Genomic DNA, 19,327 nt, shown 5'->3' with positions numbered 1-19,327 from the left:
AGCCCAGGACTCTGCTTGAGCGGGCGGACTCGCCCGCATCGCCCGATCCGGCTCGCCGCGCGCTTTCATTGGGCCTGGGCCTGTTCCCGACTCTGCTGCTGCCGGCGTGCGCCATTCCCTCACCAGCCCTCAGGCATCACTGAAGAAGTTCGACCCATGCACCCACTTGTCCAGCGCGCAGCGCACGCCATCACCCTGCTCGCCTTCGTCGCCACCGCGTCTGTCCACGCCCACGAGACCCTCAAGCTGGAGGCTCCCAAGCCGCTGATCGCGCCCACGCCGCCCATGGGCTGGAACTCGTGGAACAAGTTCGCCTGCAATGTCAGCGAGCAACTGATCCGCCAGCAGGCCGATGCGATGGCCGCCTCGGGCATGAAGGACGCCGGCTACCAGTACATCGTCATCGACGACTGCTGGCAGAACAGCCGCGACGCCGAGGGCAACATCGTCGCCGACCCTGAGCGCTTCCCGAGCGGCATCAAGGCCCTGGCCGACTACGTGCACTCGAAGGGGCTGAAGTTCGGCCTGTATTCCGACGCCGGCGCCCTCACCTGCGGCGGCCGCCCCGGCAGCGCCGGGCGTGAATTCCAGGATGCGCGCCAGTACGCGAAATGGGGCGTCGACTACCTGAAGTACGACTGGTGCCACACCGGCCCGCGCAACGCCGAGGCCGCCTACACCATCATGGCCAAGGCGCTGCGCGAATCGGGCCGCGACATCGTGCTGTCCATCTGCGAATGGGGCAACAACCAGCCCGAGCGCTGGGCCCAGCCAGTGGGTCACCTGTGGCGCACCACCGGCGACATCTATGACGCCTGGGAAGGCCAGAAGGACTGGTCGCATGGCATGACAAACATCCTCGACATGCAGGTCGAGCGCGCAGCCCATGCCGGCCCCAATGGCTGGAACGACCCCGACATGCTGGAAGTGGGCAACGGCGGCATGACGACCACCGAGTACGAGTCGCACTTCTCGCTGTGGGCCATGCTGGCTGCGCCGCTGATCGCCGGCAACGACCTGTCGAAGATGGATGCCGACACGCTGCGCATCCTGACCAACAAGGACGTCATCGCCGTCGACCAGGATCCGCTGGGCAAGCAAGGCCGCCGCGCCCTGAAGGAAGGCGACCTCGAAGTCTGGGTGCGACCGCTGCAGGGCGGCGAGTACGCCGCGGTGCTTCTCAACCGTGGCAAGACGCCCGCCGACATGAAGCTGGGCTGGGACCGCCTCGGCCTGCCCGCCAGCCAGAAGGCCACCGTCAAGGACCTGTGGTCCAAGAAGGTCACGAAGAACGTCAGCGGCAGCTACGGCGGGACGGTGGCACCGCATGGCGTGATCATGGTCCGCATCACCCCGGTGCCCTGAGGCCCGTGCGAAGACGCCAGCTGCCGCCGGCCGGGTGCAGCGCTGGCGCTCCACGGCATCGCGCGCGAACGCCACCACCTCTTCTGCCAACTCTCCTGCCCATGAAGTACAAGTTCTCCCACGCCGTCTTCACCGCGAGCGCCCTGTGCGCGATGGCCGCCTCGGCGCACGCTGCAGACGCAGCGATCACGTCCCCCGACGGCCGCACCACCCTGCGCATCGCCGAGGATGGCGCCACCTTCAGCGTCGTGCGTCGCGGCGAGACCGTGATCTCCGCCTCGCCGATGGGGCTCGACCTGGACGGCGCGCCTGCGCTCGCCATGCTCAAGCTCGAATCGCGCGAGGACGCGACGGTGGATCGCACGATCCCCCTCGTCGCGACCAAGGCCTCGAGCGCACGCGACCACTACCGCGGCGCGACCCTCGCCTTCCGTGAAGCCGGCGGCGGGCGGCGCCTGTTCATCGACGCCCGCGCCTACGACGACGGCGTCGCCTTCCGCTACCGGATCGAAGACGCCGGCCCGGTGAAGCTGCGCGGCGAACTCACGGCCTTCGTGCCCGCCGGCGACGCCTCCTGCCTCGTCACGGAGGCCGAGGGCGCGCACGAGAGGCCGTTCGAGCGCCTGCGAATCTCGCAGCTGAAGACGGACACCGCCTACGACGTGCCGGTGGTCTGCGCCACGCCGTCCGGCCGCACCCACTACGCCATCACCCAGGCGCACCTGCAGGGCTACACCGGTGCTTCGCTGTGGCGCGAGGGTGCCGCCCTGCGGCTGCGGCTGTCGGCCGTGCCCCATCGGCCAGGTCCGGCCTACGTGTCTTCGGCCGGGCTGACGACGGCCTGGCGCGCCGTGATGGTGGCCGACCGCGCCGGCGAGCTCATCGAGTCGCCACTGGTCGGCAACCTCAACCCGCCACCCGAGGCCGAGAAGCTGGGCGACTTCAGCTGGGTCAAGCCCGGCAAGGTGTCGTGGGACTGGTGGTCGGGCCCGCTCGAGGGCGTGAAGCCCGACCTGGCCGCCTACAAGCGATTCATAGACTTCGCGGCCGAGTCCGGCTTCCCCTACCACCTGATCGACGCCGGCTGGTCGTGGGGCGCCGGCCCGTGCTGCGACCCGCTGCCCACCACCGACATCACCCGCCCCGCCGAAGGCATCGACATGCCGGCGCTGGTGCGCTATGCGGCCGACAAGGGCGTCGGCCTGCTGCTGTGGGTGCACTGGGAGCACCTGGCGCCGCGCCTGGACGAGGTGCTCGACACCTATGCGCGCTGGGGCATCAAGGGCATCAAGGTCGACTTCATGAACCGCGACGACCAGGAGATGACCGCCTTCTACCAGCGCGTCGCCGAAGGCACCGCGAAACGCAGGATGCTGCTGGACATGCACGGCGCCTACGTGCCGGCCGGCCTGCAGCGCAGCTACCCGAACTACATCACGCAGGAAGGCGTGCTGGGCGCCGAATGGAACAAGATGGACAGGCGCATCACGCCCCGGCACAACCTGATGCTGCCGTACACGCGCATGCTGGCGGGGCCGATGGACTACACGCCCGGTGGCTTCCGCAACGCCACGCCGCAGACCTTCGAGGTGCGCGCCGTGATGCCCCAGACGCAGACCACGCGAGGCCAGGCGCTGGCGATGTACGTGGTCTACGACAGCCCGCTGCAGATGGTGTCGGACGACCCTTCGAACTACCGCGGCGAACCGGGCTTCGAGTTCATCCGGCGCGTGCCCACGGCCTGGGACGAGACCCGCTTCATCTCCGGCGAGCCGGGCGAGGACATCGTGCTGGCGCGCCGCCACGGCAAGACCTGGTACATCGGCGCGATGACGGCCGACCGGGCCCGCACGCAGAAGGTGCCGCTGGGCTTCCTGCCGCCGGGCCACTGGCGCGCCACCATCTGGCAGGACGGCGAGGTCGTGCGCGAGGTGCGCCGCACGCAGCGCCAGGTGACCAACAAGGACCAGCTGAGCCTGTCGCTGTCCGCGGCTGGCGGCGCCGCCGTGGTGCTGGAGCCCTTGTCCAAACCCACTCCCTGACCTGCCCCTTCAATGTTTCGCCCTCTCCACGTCATACCCGGCTTCCCCATGAACAAGTGCAGTAAACGATCCTTTCTCCTGTCCATCCTTGCGGCGAGCGTGGCGACAGGATGCGGCGGTGGAGGCGGCGGCGCAGATGGCGGCGGACCGCCCCCTCCTCCCCCTCCCCCCGATGGCGGCGGTGCGCCGCCTCCCCCGCCTCCCCCGCCTCCTCCTCCGCCCCCTCCTCCCGATGGCGGCGGGACGCCAGGCCAGACCACCTGGCGGAGCGTGAAGTTCGGCGGTGGCGGCTACGTCACCGGTCTCATCTTCCATCCATCGACCGAGAACCTGCTCTACGCCCGCACCGACATCGGCGGCGCCTACCGCTGGAACCCTGCCACCTCGTCCTGGACGCCCATCACCGATGGCGCGGGTTTCGGTGCGACCGAGAGCCGTTACCACGGCGTCGAGAGCATCGCCGTCGATCCGAACGACGACCGGCTCGTCTACATGGCCACCGGCATGTACACGTTCGAAGGCAACGGGCGCCTGTACATCTCCAGCGACCGCGGCGACCACTGGACCCACGTCGGCTTGCCCTTCCCCCTGGGCGGCAACAACGGCGGCCGGGCCATCGGCGAACGCCTGATGGTCGACCCCAACAAGCCCTCGACGCTGTTCTACGGTTCGCGCACGGCCGGCCTGTGGAAGAGCACGGACTCGGGCCTGACCTGGGCCCAGGTCACATCGCTGTCGGCCACCAAGATGACACAGGATCAGGCCAACGCCGCAGGCGGCGGGATGGGCGTCGGGATCGTCGTCTACGACACCGGCACCCAGGGCAGCGGCTCGGCGACGCAGACCATCTACACCGCGATCTCCCCCGACTACGTCAGCGTGGCCGGCCTGGGCTCGAGCCTCTACAAGTCCACCGACGGCGGCGCCTCGTGGGCGCCGGTCTCGGTCCCGGTCTCGGGCTACCACGTCCCCCACATGGTTCGGGCCGAGGACGGCTTGTTCTATGTCGTCTTCACCAAGGACGCCGGGCCGGGCGCCGGCGGCCCGGGCCGGCTGTACAAGTTCGACGGCAGCAACTGGACCCTGCTCAAGAGCGTCGACCCGGCCGGGGGCACGAACTTCGGCCTCGGTGGCGTGTCCGTCCACGGCAGCGGAGCGACCACCCGCATCGCGCTGGGCGTGACCAACTCCTGGGGCAACTGGAGCGGCCAGCAGATCGTGCAGCTGTCCGACGACGCTGGCAAGACCTGGCGCGAGATCGAGGCGACGATGCCGGGCGAAACCGCTTCAGGCTGGGTCGACGATGTCGAGATCGATCCATTCGACCGCGATCACATCCTGCACGTGCATGGCGGCGGCATCCTCGAGACGAAAAACGCCTCCTCGGCCACGCCGACCTGGAAGGGCAGCATCGAGGGCATCGAGGAGACCGCCACCCTGGCCATCGTCACGCCGCCGGCCGGCGCGCCGTACAAGTTCATCAACAGTGCCGGCGACGTCGGCACTTGGGTCGATACGGATCTCACGAAGACGCCGACCTTGGGCCCCGGCCTGGGCTGGAGCAACGGCAACTCCGCCGACATGGCGTGGTCCGATTCGCTCTACATCGCCGCCACCGGCGTCATCAACTCGAACGGCGCCGCCACCGGCTACTGGTCGGGCGATGGCGGCAAGTCGTGGGCGAACTTCGCCGCCCTGCCCGCCGGTGCCAAGGAGAACACGAGCGCCGAAGGGAACATCGTGGTCACATCACGCAGCCACGCCGTCTGGGCGCCGGCCAACTCGGTACCGTCCTACACCACGAACAGTGGCGCGAGCTGGGTGGCGACCAACCTGCCGGCCCTGGCGGTCGTCGGGCAGGGCTGGAACCGCGGCTATCGCCTGGCCGCGGACCGCCAGAACCCGAACAAGGTCTATGCCTACGACTCGGGCGGTGCATCGTGGAGCAGCTCGCCGGGCAAGATCTACGTCTCGACGGATGGCGGCCATACGTTCACGTTGAGCGCTGGCTCGGTTTCGGCGGGGATGGCGCCCGACGCCTGGTGGTCGACCTCGATCGCGGTCAACCCCAACGTAGAGGGCGACCTCTGGGTGGCGGATGGCAACACCGTCTACCACTCGGTCGATTCGGGCGCGAACTGGACGAAGCTGCCCGACTTCGCGTCAGCGAACGGCGCGCCGGGCGCCAGCCTGATCGCACTGGGCAAGGCGGCGCCTGGTGCCGCGTACTCGGCCGCGATTTACGTGGTGGGCGTGATCAACGGCGTGTGGGGCATCCACCGCTCCGACGACGGTGGCGCGACCTGGTCGCGCTTCAACGACGACGCGCACCAGTTCGGCGGCATCGGCGTGATGGCGGCCGATCAGAACCTCTATGGCCGGATCTACGTCAGCGGGACGGGCCGGGGTCTGCTGTACACCGACTGAAAAAGCACGACGGCGCCCCGCACGGCGGCGCCTTGTGCGGGTACCCCCAACATAGTCGTTAGGCCCTGCCGGCCGGGCTGCTGCGCTTGGGGGGGCCGTGCGTGGCAACGGCCTTCCCTTGCCGCCGCTGCGCACCGACGACTGGCCGCTGGAAACGGCTGCGTGGCGCCACCGGCGCTGAACCGCCGCTCAGGGCTTCGGCGGCGGTTCTTGTTGACGGCGATCGTGGCATCCTCGCCCCTTGCCACCGCCACGACCAGCCTACCGAGTTCATGAAGACACTTCTTCTCGTCCGCCATGCCAAGGTCGAAAGCGAAGACGAGAGCAAGCCCGAGGCCGAGCGGCCGCTGACCGCCCGAGCGGTGATCGAGGTCCAGGGGATGGCCGAGCGCCTGGCCCGGCGCGCCGCGCGTCCCGACGTGGTGCTGAGCAGCCCCGCGGCGCACGCGCGAACGACGGCCGAGATCTTCGCCAGGCGCTTCGGCCTCGAGCCGGGTGCGGTGGCCGTCGACGACAGGCTCCAGGGCTCGTCGCCCGAGACGCTGCTGGCGGTCATAGGCAGTCTGGATCAGGGCCTGGCGAGCGTCATGGTCGTGGGCCACAACCCCGAGGTCGCCAAGCTGGCTGAGCAGCTGTCCGGCGGCGAGGTGGCCAGCATGCCCTTGTGCGCCGTGGCGGAACTGCGGTTCGATGTGACGCACTGGTCGCAGCTCGGGCAGAAGGCGCCATCGATGGTGCGCTTCGACGACCGGAAGAAGCACCGCCTCGAATCCGGCGAGGACCCGACAGCTCGACAGGCCGGATAACCAGCGTTGCCAGCCGTCGTCAGGCGGGAGGCCGCGGCGAGGCATGTACACCGCGCTCATCCCGCGCGGCGCGTCGCCGCTCAAGCCCAGCGCGCGGCGTTAACGGCTATGCCTTCGGCATAGCGCGGCACCAGTTGCAGCGGCAGGTCGTGCCCCATGCCGGCGATGAGATCGCTCGTGGCGTTCGGGATGCGCCGCGCGAGATCGCGGCCGTTCTCCGCGGGGATGAGCGGATCGGCTTCACCGTGGATCACATGCGTCGGCGCCTGGATGCGACCCAGCAGCGGCGTTCGGTCGCCATCGGCGGCCACGGCCACCAGTTGGCGCAGGGTGCCGGCGGGCCTGAACGCACGCCGGACGTTGCGCAAGGCGCGCTCGCGGAACATGCCGCTGTCGTGCGGGTAGGCGGGGCTGCCGATGACCCTGAACAGCTCGACGTAATGCTGCACCAGCGCGTCGTCGCCCTGGCCTTGCGGCCGCCGCAGCATGACCTTGCGCGCGGCCAACGTAGCTTGGGGGAGCCTTCGCGAGCCGCTGGTGGTCATCATCAGGTTCAGGCTGCGCAGGCGGCCAGGGTTCTCGGCGGCCAGGTGCTGCGCCACCATGCCGCCGAGCGAGGCACCCAGCACGTGCGCACGAGCGATGCCCAGCACATCCAGCACGCCGAGCGCGTCGCGCGCCATGTCCGCGAGGGTGTACGGCGGCTTCAGCGGCCAGCGAAGGAAGTGCTGCAACGTCGTCAGCGGGATGTTCGGCACGCCCAGGTGGTCGAAACTCTGGCTCAGGCCCGCGTCGCGGTTGTCGAACCGGATGACCCGGAATCCGCGCGACACGAGCGCCTGCACCAGTTCGTCGGGCCAGCTGGTCAGCTGCATGCCCAGGCCCATGATCATCAGCAGCGGCTCGCCGTTGGGGGAACCCTGGTCCTCGATCTCGATGGCGATGCCGTTGGCGCTGATCTGCATGGCTTCAGGCCGCCTGCGCGTCGCCTGCCTGGGCTTGGCCGGCAGGCCGGGTCTTGAAGAACCAGCGCCGCGCCCCATGGGCATGGAACGGCTGCCACGCATCCGCCGGCTGGCGCAGGCGGTCGGCGATCAGGTACATGGCCAGCGGGTGCATGCCCATGCCGACGTGGCTGGCCTGGATCTCGATGTTCTCCGTGTGCGGCAGCTCGGGGTTGACGCTGCATTGCCAGGCGACGACACCGTCGGTGCGGGAATAGATCGAGGTGGTCGGCACCGGTGGCGGCCGGCGCACGTCCTCCATCACCTCGGGATCATGGGACGACAGGCCACTGACCAGCTCGAAGAATCGCCAAGCGTTGGTGGCCCTCGGATGGCCGGTGAAGGGAGACCCCAGCGTGATCACGCAGCGCACCAGGTCAGGATGCAGCTTGGCGAGCTCGCGGGCATAGATGCCGCCCAGGCTCCAGCCGATGAGGCTGACCGGCTTGCCGCTGCGCTGGTGAACCGACTGGAGCTGCTCGGCGCAAGCCTCGAGCACGCCATCGCGCGGGCCGAAGTTGAACCCTTGCCGCCACGGGTGAGGCTCGTAGCCGCGGTCCTTCAGGAAGTTGCGCATCGGCACCGTGGTGAAGTCGGACACGCCGAGGCCCGGGAACACGATGACGGGATGGCCATCACCCTCGGGCAGCTGGCGCAGCCACGGCGCGGCGGCGAGCAAGGCGGCGAACTCCCAGGGCGCGCGCCCTTCCAAGGCCAGCTTCAGCAGCCCGGGCGGCTGCAGGTCGGAGATCGGAGCGTCGGTACGGCGAAAACGCATTCAGGCATCTTAGCGAGCGGCCGCCTTCCGAATCCGAGAGGGCGCCCTAGACCGTTGCGGGGCGGCAGGTGTCGCCATGGCGACAGGCAGTTGCTGCATCTCCTCGTAGGCCTGCCCCACCGCCAGCGCAAAACGTGACACATCGGGCATCGCCGCGGCGTCGGCCATCATGCCGAAGTCCATGTGCTGGTCGTAGCTCTGCACCGTGACATTCAGCGCCAGGCCGTGGACCACGATGCTGGTCGGGTAGTTGGTGAGCATGCGGGCGCCCGCCAGAAACAGGGGGACCTGCGGGCCCGGGACGTTGGAGATCGTCATCGTCGCCACCGGCGGGATCTTCTCGGCCACCTTGGCACGGCCGTAGACGGATCGCGCCGCCTCCATCAGCCACGGCACGCCTATGCTGGGGAAGTCGGTCGGCAGCACGCTCTTGAGCGAGCGCATGGTCGACTTCATTGCCGCCGAAGACGCCCTGATGTGGGCCAGGCGCCTGAGCGGATCGGCCAAGTGGGTGCCGAGGCTGATGAAGCTGAGCGAGGCCTGGTTGTCCGAGCTCGTGTCGCCTGCGGCCCGCAGGGAGATGGGCACGGCGGCGATCATGGGCTTGCGCGGGATCGCCAGGCCATGCGCCGCGAAGTAGCGCCGCAAGGCGCTGGCGCACAGCATCAGCACCATGTCGTTGAGGCTGCATTCGTGCGCCTTCGCCAGCGCCTTCATGTCGGTCAAGGGCAGCGACAGGCTGGCGAACGCCCTCCCCGGCCCGACCGACACGTTCAGAAGCGTACGGGGCGCCAGGGCCAGGTTGCTGACCTTGCCCGAGCGCTTGCCCCCTAGCAGCGTGGTGTTGGAAACGACCGCTCCGGCGGCCTTGGCCAGGCTCGTCACCGTGCCGGGCAGCTCGCGGATCAATTGGCCCACCTGAAGCGCCTCTCCCGCCAGGGCCCCGCGCAGCATCTCCGCCATGTCGTGCCGGAACACCTTGCGGCGTGTCGAGGGCTTGAGCTCGATGGGCCTGGGCTCGGGGGTCAGGTCGAACAGGATGTTGGCCAGGGCAACGGCGGCCTGACCATCGACTGCCGCGTGATGCACCTGCGTGTACAGCGCGACGCGCTTGCGTCCGGCGGCGGACTTGCCCAGTCCCTCCAGGACGTGGAAGCGCCAGAGCGGCCTGCTGCGGTCCAGCAGCTGCGGATGAAGTTCGGCCACGGCCTCGTGCAGCGCGGCCATGCCGTCGCCATCGCTGGCCGTCTTCGGAAGCTTGTGCTCGACGATGTGGTGGTCCAGGTCGGGCGTGGCGTCCACCCAGGCCGGGTTGGCCAGGTTCAGCGGCATCCACCACAGGCGCCGGCGCAGTGCCGGCATGAGCGGCAGGCGCTGGGCCATGAGCGCCTTCAGTTGCGTGGCGAAACGGCCGCGATGCCCCGGGGGCAACTCCAGCACATGCAGCGCGCCGACATGCATCGGCATCTCGGCGGACTCCAGGTGGAGAAAGGTCGCGTCCAGGCCGCTGAGCTGTTGCATGGCTGTGGCAGTCGATCGATGGGATCGGGCCATGCTAGGGCCGCCACCGGCCCCCGGCGCTCGGGAGTGGCCCTAGCCCGGCGGCGGAGATCGCGCTCCAGCGCAGCTCGCCCGGAGCGATGAACCAGGGGGCTCAGAAGGCTGGCCTGCGCCTGGTCAGTGCAACGACTTCGTTGGCGGCGAGCGCGGCCAGGACCAGCGCACCGCCCCCCAGCACGGCGACCGAAGGCTTCTCGCCGGCACCGGCCCAGGCCCAGGCGACGCCGAACAGCACTTCGAGCAGCGACAGCAAGGCGACCTCCGGCGCAGCCAGGGTGCGTGCCGCCGTGACGGCCATGACGCAGGGAATGGCCAGTTGCCCTACTCCCAGCGCGGCCAGCCAGGCCACATCCGAGACCGACGCCTGCAAGGGCCAGGCGATGGGCAGCGTAACGGCCGCCGAGAGCAATGCGCCGATGAGCACCGCCGGCAGCATGTCCGCCGGTTCGTCGCCGCGCGAAACATGCTGGATCAGCGTCCAGTTGATCGCCGCCGAGGCCGGCACGCCCAGCGCGATCATCGTGCCGAGGACGTGCCGGCCGCCGGCCCCACTGATGTCCGCCCCGTACATCCAGGCGATGCCGGCACCTGCCACCACGATGGCGGCCCAGGTGCGCGCCGGCAGGCGGTGGTGCAGGACGAAGCGCGACAGCAACGCCGTGAACAGCGGTGCCGTGGCCATCACCACCAGGACGTTGGCCACGGTGGTCATGGTGATGGCCACCATGAAGGCGGTGAACATCACGGCCCAGCACAGGCCGGAGAACCACAGCAGCCTGCCGCCGTTCCTCAGCCTGTCCGCCAGCACCCTCGGGCCACGCAGCCAGGTGAGGATCGCCAACAGGCCGGCCGCATTGAACAGGCTGCGCCAGAAGGTGACCTCGAAGGAGAGCGCCTGGTCCAGCTGCCTGGTGACGACGCCAGCCGTGCTCCACAGCAGGGTCACCAACACCATCACAAACACCGCACGCCGGTGGGTCATGAATCAGAGCGGCCTCCAGAGAGGCCGCAGTCAATGTCCAAACTGGAGCCCCCTCTCGGAGGGGGCTGGAGGAGCAGAGGGTTTTCCGCTCCGCGGGCACAGCGATAAGGCGCTTAAGCGCCTTCTCGCGAAGCCCGCTTGCGGTCGTGCTCCTTCAAGAAGCGCTTGCGTACACGAATGCTCTTCGGCGTGATCTCGACCAGCTCGTCGTCGGCGATGAACTCGACCGCGTACTCCAGGGTCAGGTCGATGGGCGGGGTGATCTTGATCGCGTCTTCCTTGCCGCTGACGCGGAAGTTCGTCAGCTGCTTGGTGCGGGTGGCGTTGACGACCAGGTCGTTGTCGCGGCTGTGGATGCCGATGATCAGGCCTTCGTACACCGGGTCGCCCGGCTTCACGAACATGCGGCCGCGGTCGTCCAGCTTGCCCAGCGCGTAGGTGAAGATCTCGCCGTCGTCCATGCTGATCAGCACGCCGTTCTTGCGCCCTTCGATCTCGCCCTTGTGGGGCTCGTAGCCGTCGAAGATGTTGCTGATGAGGCCCGTGCCGCGGGTCAGGTTCATGAACTCGTTGGAGAAGCCGATCAGGCCCCGAGCCGGGATGCGGTACTCCAGCCGCACGCGGCCGTTGCCGTCCGTCTCCATGTTGACCAGCTCGGCCTTGCGCTCGCCGAGGGCCTGCATCACGCCGCCCTGGTGGGTGTCTTCGACGTCGGCGGTGACCAGCTCGATCGGCTCGTGCTTCTCGCCGTTGACCTCGTGGAACACCACGCGCGGCTTGGACACGGCCAGCTCGTAGCCCTCGCGGCGCATGTTCTCCAGCAGGATGGTCAGGTGCAGTTCGCCGCGGCCCGAGACTTCGAAGATGCCGTCTTCGTCGGTCTCCTTCACGCGCAGCGCGACGTTGGACTGCAGTTCCTTCTGCAGCCGGTCCCAGATCTGGCGGCTGGTGACGAACTTGCCTTCGCGGCCGGCCAGCGGCGAGGTGTTGACGCAGAAGTTCATCGTCAGCGTCGGCTCGTCGACGCGCAGCATCGGCAGCGGCTGCGGGTTCAGCGGATCGGTGATGGTCACGCCGATGCCGATGTCCTCGATGCCGTTGATCAGCACGATGTCGCCGGGGCCGGCCTCGGTGGCCTGCACGCGCTCCAGGCCCTCGAAGGTCAGCACCTGGTTGATGCGGCCCTTGAGGGTCCGGCCATCCGGGCCTTCCATCACCAGCACGTCCATCGCGGGCCTGATCGTGCCCTGGTTGACGCGGCCCACGCCGATGCGGCCGACGTAGGTCGAATAGTCGAGCGACGAGATCTGCAGCTGCAGCGGCGCGGCAGGGTCGCCCTCGTGGGCCGGCACATGTTTGAGCACGGTGTCGAACAGCGCGGTCATGTCGGGGCCCCACTGCTCGCCCGGCGTGCCTTCTTCCAGCGACGCCCAGCCGTTCAGGCCCGAGGCATAGACGACCGGGAAGTCGAGTTGCTCGTCGTTCGCGCCCAGCTTGTCGAACAGCTCGAACGCCGCGTTGATGACGTAGTCCGGACGGGCGCCCGGCTTGTCGACCTTGTTGACCACGACGATGGGCTTCAGGCCGAGCGCCAGCGCCTTCTTGGTGACGAAGCGGGTCTGCGGCATCGGGCCTTCCTGCGCGTCGATCAGCAGCACGACGCCGTCGACCATCGACAGGGCGCGTTCGACTTCGCCGCCGAAATCCGCGTGGCCCGGGGTGTCGACGATGTTGACGTGCGTGCCCTTCCATTCGACGGCGCAGTTCTTCGCCAGGATGGTGATGCCGCGCTCCTTCTCGATGTCGTTGCTGTCCATCACCCGCTCGGCGACCTTCTCGTTCTCACGGAAGGTGCCGCTCTGGCGCAGCAGTTGGTCGACGAGCGTGGTCTTGCCGTGGTCGACGTGGGCAATGATGGCTATGTTGCGGATCTGGCGGGTCATGTCGTGCTCTCTGGAATCTGGATCAGGGCCTGCACCTCGATCGGGCTCAGCAGGCGGTCGGCGATCAATTCGCCGGCGGTGATGTGGGCGCTGCCGAGGAAGGCGGCGGACTCGGGACCGTAGACGCGGACCGCCTGGCGATCCGGCTCATCGACCCGGCGGCGCAGCCCGGAAAGGAAACGCGCCGCCTCGTCCGACGCCAGCCGCAACAACGGCCAGTCGCCGAGGAGGCAGTCCGGCGGGTGCAGCAGCGCATCGCGGGCGGGTTCGTCGAGCGCAGCCAGCGCATCCAGCGTGATCGCGCCGGCCAGCGTCAGGGCGCCGGTCTCGGTGCGGCGAAGGGAGGCCAGGTGCGCGCCGCAACCCAGGCGCTCGCCGATGTCCTCGGCCAGCGTGCGGATGTAGGTGCCCTTGCTGCAGCGCACGTCCATCGTCAGCTCCAGGGCCGCATCATCCCAACCGAGGATGTCTATCGAATGAATGCAGACCCGGCGAGCTTCGCGCTCGACCTCGATGCCGGCGCGGGCGTATTCGTACAGCGCCTTGCCGTCCTTCTTCAGCGCCGAATGCATGGGCGGGATCTGGTCGATCTCACCCACGAAAGCGGCGCAGGCCGCAGCCAGCCGGTCGCTCGACACATCGACCGGGCGCTCCTCGATGACCTCACCCTCCCGGTCACCGCCCACCGTGCGCTGGCCGAGCCGCAGCACGGCGGTGTAGGCCTTGTCGGCGTCCAGGCTCACTTGCGAGAACTTGGTGGCCGCGCCGAAGCAGATCGGCAGCAGGCCGGACGCCAGCGGATCCAGCGTGCCCGTGTGGCCCGCCTTCTCGGCCCGGAACAGGCGCTTGACCTTCTGCAATGCGTCGTTGCTCGACAGGCCCAGGGGCTTGTCGAGCAACAACACACCGTGCAGGGCGCGGCGTGGAAGACGTGGACGATGCGGCTGGCTCACGGCGTCTGGTCTTCGTCGTCCTTGGCCCGCGTGGCATTGGCCCGCTGGATCAGCGAATTCAGGTCGGCCGCGCGCTCGGTGGTCTGGTCGAACTTGAAGTGCAGCGTGGGCACCGTGTGGATCGCCAGGCGCTTGAACAGGCCGTTGCGGATGAAGCCGGCCGCCTCGTTCAGCCCGACCTCGCACTCGTGCGGGTCGCCGACCAGCAGCGAGAAGAAGACGGTCGCGTGCGCATAGTCGGGCGTGACCTCGACCGCGTTGATCGTCACCATGCCGATGCGCGGGTCCTTCAACTCACGGATGAGTTCGGCCACGTCTCGCTGGATCTGGTCGGCCACGCGGTGGCTGCGGTTGGGGATGCTGCGCTTGTGTTTCATGGTTTTGTTCCGCTCCCGAAGCAAAAAACCCCGCCGGTTCCGGCGGGGTTTTCCTGGCGTGAAGCCGGACCCGCCTTACAGCGTTCGGGCGACTTCCTTGACCTCGAAGAACTCCAACTGGTCGCCCTCTGCGATGTCGTTGTAGTTTTTCAGCTTGATACCGCACTCGAAGCCTTCCTTGACCTCGCGGACGTCGTCCTTCTCGCGGCGGACCGAATCGACCTCGCCGGTGTAGATGACGATGTTCTCGCGCAGCAGACGGAACTTCGCGCCGCGGCGGACCAGGCCGGAAGTGACCATCGAGCCGGCCACCGTGCCGATCTTGGAGGCCACGAAGACCTTGCGGATCTCGGCGGTGCCCAGGGCTTCCTCGCGCTGCTCGGGTGCCAGCATGCCGCTCATCGCCGCCTTCACCTCATCCACCGCGTCGTAGATGATGTTGTAGTAGCGGATGTCGACGCCGTTGCCCTCGGCCAGCTTGCGAGCGCCGGCGTCGGCACGGGTGTTGAAGCCGATGATGATGGCCTTGGAGGCGATCGCCAGGTTGACGTCCGACTCGCTGATGCCGCCTACGGCCGCGTGCACGATCTGTACCCGGACCTCGTCGGTCGACAGCTTGAGCAGCGAGGTCGCCAGCGCTTCCTGCGAGCCCTGGACGTCGGCCTTGATGATCAGCGGCAGGGTCTGCGCCTGGCCTTCGCCCATGTTCTCGAACATGTTTTCCAGCTTGGCGGCCTGCTGCTTGGCCAGCTTGACGTCGCGGTACTTGCCCTGGCGGAAGGTCGCGATCTCTCGCGCACGCCGCTCGTCGGACAACACCATGAAGTCGTCGCCGGCCTGCGGCACCTCGGTCAGGCCCTGGATCTCCACCGGGATGGACGGGCCGGCCTCGGCCGTGTTCTTGCCATCCTCGTCGAGCATCGCGCGCACCCGGCCGTAGCTGGCACCGGCCAGCACGACGTCGCCGCGCTTGAGGGTGCCCGACTGCACCAGCACCGTGGCCACCGGGCCGCGGCCCTTGTCGAGGCGCGCTTCGATCACCAAGCCCTTGGCCATCGCGTCGGCCGGGGCCTTGAGCTCCAGCACTTCAGCTTGCAGCAGTACCTGTTCCAGCAGGTCGTCGATGCCCTGGCCGGTCTTGGCAGACACGGCCACGAACGGCGACTCGCCGCCGAATTCTTCCGGCACCACCTGCTCGGCCACGAGCTCGCTCTTCACGCGCTCGGGGTTGGCATCAGGCTTGTCGATCTTGTTCATCGCCACGACGATGGGCACGCCCGCCGCCTTGGCATGGTGGATCGCTTCCTTGGTCTGCGGCATCACGCCGTCGTCGGCGGCCACCACCAGGATGACGATGTCGGTCGCCTTCGCGCCTCGTGCCCGCATGGCAGTGAACGCCGCGTGGCCCGGGGTGTCCAGGAAGGTGATCATGCCGCGGGGGGTATCGACGTGGTAAGCCCCGATGTGCTGCGTGATGCCGCCCGCTTCGCCCGCGGCGACGCGGGCACGGCGGATGTAATCCAGCAGCGAGGTCTTGCCGTGGTCGACGTGGCCCATCACGGTGACGACCGGCGCGCGCGGCAGCTGATCGCCGGCGGCGGCAGCGGCCTGCTCTTCTTCCGAGAAGGCTTCCGGGTCGTCCAGCTTGGCGGCGAGGGCCTTGTGGCCCATCTCCTCGACCAGGATCATCGCGGTCTCCTGGTCCAGCTGCTGGTTGATGGTGACCATCTGTCCCAGCTTCATCAGCTGCTTGATCAGCTCGGAGGCCTTGACCGACATCTTGTGCGCGAGGTCCGCCACCGAGATGGTCTCGGGGATGTGCACCTCCTGCACCATCGGCTCGGTCGGCGCCTGGAAGTTGGAGTGACCGCCATCGCGCGAGTCGCCCCGGCGGCCGCCACGCGGCGCACGCCAGCCGGCCCGGCCGGCCGCGGAGTCGGTGCGACCCTTGGGAGCGGCGCCGCGCTTCTTGGCGTCGTCAGCCCAGCTCGACGACAGCTTCTCGGACTTGACCGACTTCTTGTCGCCCGGCTTGGCGCCGGCGGTGGCCGCCGTCGTCGCCGACGCGGGAGCGCCGGGCACGGCCTTGGCCTTGTGGATGGTGCCCTTGATGCCCTCCTTGGCGGCGGCATCGACGGGCTTCGGCTCCTCGGGCTTCTTGGCGACGAGGACCTTGCTCTTGCGCGCCATCATGTCGCGGATGGCGGCGGCTTCGGCCTCGGCAGCCTTGCGGCGCTTGCCGAGGTCGGCCAGGCGCTGCTTCTCGTCGGCATCCGCGTCCGCGGCCTTCACCACGCGCAGGGCCGGCTTCGGCGGGGCTGCGGGCTCGGCAGGAGCTGCGGCAGGTGCCTGAGCAGCCGCAGGTGTCGCGGGTCCCGCCGGCGCTGCCGTGGCGGCAGGAGCCGGCGCCGCGGCGGCAGCCTTGGCCAGCGCGGCCTGCGCCTGTGCAGCGGCCTCTGCAGCGGCCTTCTCCGCGGCGGCCTTCTCGGCCGCTGCGCGTTCGGCAGCCTCGCGCTCGGCGCGTTCACGCTCCTCGCGTTGGCGACGCTTCTCGGCCAGCTCTTCCTCCTGCAGGCGGATCAGCTCGGCCTGACGGCGCGCCTCTTCCTCGCGGCGGGACAGTTCGTCCTCGTCGACGGCGGGAGCGGCGGGCGCTTCTTCTTCCTGGGCGGCACCGGGCACGTCGTCGCGCTTGACGAAGACGCGCTTCTTGCGCACCTCGACCTGGATGGTGCGGGCCTTGCCGGAGGCGTCCGCCTGCTTGATCTCGCTGGTCGACTTGCGGGTCAGCGTGATCTTCTTGCGATCCCCGCCGGACGTGCCGTGAGAGCTGCGCAGGAAGTCGAGCAGACGTTCCTTGTCCGACTCGGTCAGCGAGTCGTCCGGCGATATCTTGGCGACGCCGGCCGACTTCAGCTGCTCGAGCAGCGTCGCCGCGGGCCGGTTGAGCTCCGTGGCGAGTTGGGCGACGGTGGTCACTGCCATGTGTTGAATTCCTTGATCTTGATGCCGGTGTCTCGAAGGGGTGGGCGGATCAGGCGTTGAACCAGTGTTCACGCGCCTTCATGATCAGCGCCTTGGCCTGCGCGTCATCCACGCCGGTCATCTCGATGAGTTCGTCGACGGCCAGGTCGGCCAGGTCGTCTCGGGTGTGCACGCCGCCGTCCGACAGCTTGGCGATCAGCTCCGCGCTCAGGCCCTCGAGATCGCGCAGGTCCTGCGAAACCTCCTCGACCTTCTCCTCGCGGGCGATCTCCATCGTCAGCAGCGCATCCTTGGCACGGTTGCGCAGCTCGCCGACCGTGTCTTCGTCGAAGCCTTCGATCTCCAGCATCTCCTGCAGGGGCACGTAGGCCACTTCCTCGAGGCTGGTGAAGCCTTCCTCGATCAGGATGTCGGCGACTTCCTCGTCGACATCGAGCTTGTTGACGAAGAGCTTGCGGATCGAGCCGGATTCCTCGGCCTGCTTGGCGGCCGATTCCTCGGCCGTCATGATGTTGATGCGCCAGCCGGTCAGCTCGGACGCGAGGCGCACGTTCTGGCCGCCGCGGCCGATGGCGATGGCGAGGTTCTCCTCGTCCACCACCACGTCCATCGCGTGCTTCTCCTCGTCGACGACGATGGACTGCACGTTGGCCGGCGCCAGTGCACCGATCACGAACTGCGCCGGATCCTCGGACCACAGCACGATGTCGACGCGCTCGCCCGCGAGCTCGTTGGTGACCGCGGTCACCCGCGAGCCGCGCACGCCCACGCAGGTGCCGATGGGGTCGACCCGCTTGTCGTGCGACACGACGGCAATCTTGGCGCGCGAACCCGGGTCGCGGGCGCAGCTCTTGATCTCCAGCAGGCCCTGCTCGATCTCGGGCACTTCCTGCGCGAACAGCTCGACCATGAAGCCGGGCGCCGAGCGCGAAAGCATGATCTGAGGACCGCGCGCAGCGGTGTCGATGCCGGCCAGGAAGGCGCGCACGCGGTCACCCGAACGGAGGTTCTCCTTCGGGATCATCTCGTTGCGCTTCAGCCGGCCCTCTACGCGGCCCGACTCGACGATGAGGTCGCCCTTGTCCAGGCGCTTGACCGTGCCGACGAAGATCTTCTCGCCGCGCGAGAGGAAATCGTTCAGCAGCTGCTCGCGCTCGGCATCGCGGATCTTCTGCAGGATGACCTGCTTGGCGGCCTGCGCGCCGATGCGGCCGATGGGCACCGACTCGATCGGTTCCTCGATGTAATCCTCGACCTCGATGTCGTCGATCTGCTCCTTGGCCTCGAACAGGAGGATTTCGGCATCCGGAATCTGCAGGCCGGCTTCATCCGGCACGACGTGCCAGCGGCGGAAGGTCTCGTATTCGCCGGTTTCCCGGTCGACGGTGACACGGATGTCCACCTCGCCACCGTGCAGCTTCTTGGTGGCCTGGGCCAGGGCTGCCTCGACGGCGCCGAACACCACCTCGCGGTCCACGCTCTTCTCGCGCGAGATCGCATCCACCAACATCAGCATTTCGCGGTTCATTGTTGTTGACCTCCGTCAGTTTCGCCGGCGGACTGGCTGCCGGTCGGAGCGCCCTTGCCACGGCGCCCCTTGAAATCGAGCACCGGCACCAGCCGGGCCTCGCGAACCTCGTCGAAGGCGAAGTCGAGTACCTGGTCGACCTTGCCATCGTTGAATATCAATTGCCATCCCGAGCCTTCGGTGGCCGGATGGAGCGCGCCCTGGAACTTCTTGCGTCCCTGGAACGGCAGCTTCAAGGTGATCTGGACCACCTGGCCGGCGAACCGGGCGTAGTCCTCGGGTCGCTTCAGGGGCCGGTCCAGGCCCGGCGAGGACACCTCCAGCCGGGCGTAGTCGACGTTCTCGACCTCGAGCACGTATTGCAGCTGGCGCGTCACGGCCTCGCAGTCCTCGACCGTGACGAACTCATGCTCGCCGGTCGGATAGGCATGACCGGGGACACGGTCGATGTACACGCGCAGCAACCCGCCGGCCGATCGCTCGACCTCGACGAGTTCATAACCCAAACCGGTTACCGTCTTCTCGACGGCCTGACTCCAGCTCATCTGGTGCTGATTACCCCTGAATGAAACGATCC

Annotated in this window: 14 protein-coding genes; 4 read left to right on the top strand and 10 right to left on the bottom strand. The window is 68.4% G+C overall.

Annotated elements, in window-relative coordinates; translation table 11 throughout:
• The first annotated feature begins 156 nt into the window (after positions 1-156).
• From ACS5PM_RS24005 to ACS5PM_RS23990, 4 genes are all read left to right on the top strand, one after another.
• Positions 157-1,365 (top strand): glycoside hydrolase family 27 protein, encoded by a 1,209-nt coding sequence (locus tag ACS5PM_RS24005; protein WP_439390241.1) that lies wholly within the window; start codon positions 157-159, stop codon positions 1,363-1,365.
• Between the two features lie 101 nt (positions 1,366-1,466).
• Complete coding sequence (locus ACS5PM_RS24000) at positions 1,467-3,407, top strand: glycoside hydrolase family 97 protein (RefSeq protein ID WP_439390240.1); 1,941 nt, start codon at positions 1,467-1,469, stop codon at positions 3,405-3,407.
• A gap of 270 nt (positions 3,408-3,677) precedes the next feature.
• Positions 3,678-5,834, top strand: a complete 2,157-nt coding sequence (locus ACS5PM_RS23995) for a dockerin (protein WP_439390239.1) — start codon at positions 3,678-3,680, stop codon at positions 5,832-5,834.
• Positions 5,835-6,106: 272 nt separating this feature from the next.
• On the top strand, positions 6,107-6,640 hold the full coding sequence (locus ACS5PM_RS23990; RefSeq protein WP_439390238.1) for a SixA phosphatase family protein: 534 nt from the start codon (positions 6,107-6,109) through the stop codon (positions 6,638-6,640).
• An 80-nt stretch (positions 6,641-6,720) separates the two neighbouring features.
• On the opposite strand, the gene ACS5PM_RS23985 is transcribed toward ACS5PM_RS23990, so the two are convergent.
• The 10 genes from ACS5PM_RS23985 to rimP form a co-directional block, all read right to left on the bottom strand.
• Entirely contained in the window at positions 6,721-7,605 is an 885-nt protein-coding gene (locus ACS5PM_RS23985) for an alpha/beta fold hydrolase (protein ID WP_439390236.1), read from the bottom strand.
• A 4-nt stretch (positions 7,606-7,609) separates the two neighbouring features.
• Positions 7,610-8,422, bottom strand: coding sequence for an esterase/lipase family protein (locus tag ACS5PM_RS23980; protein ID WP_439390235.1), 813 nt, complete (start codon positions 8,420-8,422; stop codon positions 7,610-7,612).
• 9 nt (positions 8,423-8,431) lie between these two features.
• Entirely contained in the window at positions 8,432-9,943 is a 1,512-nt protein-coding gene (locus ACS5PM_RS23975) for a wax ester/triacylglycerol synthase family O-acyltransferase (RefSeq protein WP_439390234.1), read from the bottom strand.
• A 133-nt stretch (positions 9,944-10,076) separates the two neighbouring features.
• Entirely contained in the window at positions 10,077-10,964 is an 888-nt protein-coding gene (locus tag ACS5PM_RS23970) for a DMT family transporter (RefSeq protein ID WP_439390232.1), read from the bottom strand.
• A 113-nt stretch (positions 10,965-11,077) separates the two neighbouring features.
• Entirely contained in the window at positions 11,078-12,907 is a 1,830-nt protein-coding gene (typA, locus tag ACS5PM_RS23965) for a translational GTPase TypA (protein WP_439390231.1), read from the bottom strand.
• Positions 12,904-13,860, bottom strand: coding sequence for a tRNA pseudouridine(55) synthase TruB (gene truB / locus ACS5PM_RS23960; RefSeq protein ID WP_439390230.1), 957 nt, complete (start codon positions 13,858-13,860; stop codon positions 12,904-12,906). Before truB ends, typA begins: the two co-directional genes overlap by 4 nt.
• Entirely contained in the window at positions 13,857-14,237 is a 381-nt protein-coding gene (rbfA, locus tag ACS5PM_RS23955) for a 30S ribosome-binding factor RbfA (protein ID WP_439390229.1), read from the bottom strand. The genes truB and rbfA overlap by 4 nt, the downstream gene beginning before the upstream one ends.
• Positions 14,238-14,312: 75 nt before the next feature.
• Positions 14,313-17,222 (bottom strand): translation initiation factor IF-2, encoded by a 2,910-nt coding sequence (gene infB / locus ACS5PM_RS23950; protein WP_439390228.1) that lies wholly within the window; start codon positions 17,220-17,222, stop codon positions 14,313-14,315.
• A gap of 49 nt (positions 17,223-17,271) precedes the next feature.
• The gene (gene nusA / locus ACS5PM_RS23945; RefSeq protein WP_439390227.1) at positions 17,272-18,750 is read right to left on the bottom strand and encodes a transcription termination factor NusA; all 1,479 of its coding nucleotides are present in this window, start codon (positions 18,748-18,750) and stop codon (positions 17,272-17,274) included.
• Positions 18,747-19,295, bottom strand: coding sequence for a ribosome maturation factor RimP (gene rimP, locus ACS5PM_RS23940; RefSeq protein ID WP_439390225.1), 549 nt, complete (start codon positions 19,293-19,295; stop codon positions 18,747-18,749). The genes nusA and rimP overlap by 4 nt, the downstream gene beginning before the upstream one ends.
• Positions 19,296-19,327: the final 32 nt, after the last annotated feature.

It is taken from the genome of Ideonella flava, assembly GCF_051857595.1.
GTDB lineage: Bacteria > Pseudomonadota > Gammaproteobacteria > Burkholderiales > Burkholderiaceae_C > Ideonella.
Note: the sequence above shows the minus strand (reverse complement) of the source record. Positions and strands in the feature narration are given on the sequence as shown.

What these genes read in the sequence shown, in the direction of transcription:
- ACS5PM_RS24005 (WP_439390241.1), top strand. Translation starts at nt 157, where the DNA reads ATGCACCCACTTGTCCAGCGCGCAGCGCACGCCATCACCCTGCTCGCC.
- ACS5PM_RS24000 (WP_439390240.1), top strand. Translation starts at nt 1,467, where the DNA reads ATGAAGTACAAGTTCTCCCACGCCGTCTTCACCGCGAGCGCCCTGTGC.
- ACS5PM_RS23990 (WP_439390238.1), top strand. Translation starts at nt 6,107, where the DNA reads ATGAAGACACTTCTTCTCGTCCGCCATGCCAAGGTCGAAAGCGAAGAC.
- ACS5PM_RS23985 (WP_439390236.1), bottom strand. Translation starts at nt 7,605, where the DNA reads ATGCAGATCAGCGCCAACGGCATCGCCATCGAGATCGAGGACCAGGGT.
- ACS5PM_RS23980 (WP_439390235.1), bottom strand. Translation starts at nt 8,422, where the DNA reads ATGCGTTTTCGCCGTACCGACGCTCCGATCTCCGACCTGCAGCCGCCC.
- ACS5PM_RS23975 (WP_439390234.1), bottom strand. Translation starts at nt 9,943, where the DNA reads ATGCAACAGCTCAGCGGCCTGGACGCGACCTTTCTCCACCTGGAGTCC.
- ACS5PM_RS23970 (WP_439390232.1), bottom strand. Translation starts at nt 10,964, where the DNA reads ATGACCCACCGGCGTGCGGTGTTTGTGATGGTGTTGGTGACCCTGCTG.
- typA (WP_439390231.1), bottom strand. Translation starts at nt 12,907, where the DNA reads ATGACCCGCCAGATCCGCAACATAGCCATCATTGCCCACGTCGACCAC.
- rbfA (WP_439390229.1), bottom strand. Translation starts at nt 14,237, where the DNA reads ATGAAACACAAGCGCAGCATCCCCAACCGCAGCCACCGCGTGGCCGAC.
- infB (WP_439390228.1), bottom strand. Translation starts at nt 17,222, where the DNA reads ATGGCAGTGACCACCGTCGCCCAACTCGCCACGGAGCTCAACCGGCCC.
- nusA (WP_439390227.1), bottom strand. Translation starts at nt 18,750, where the DNA reads ATGAACCGCGAAATGCTGATGTTGGTGGATGCGATCTCGCGCGAGAAG.
- rimP (WP_439390225.1), bottom strand. Translation starts at nt 19,295, where the DNA reads ATGAGCTGGAGTCAGGCCGTCGAGAAGACGGTAACCGGTTTGGGTTAT.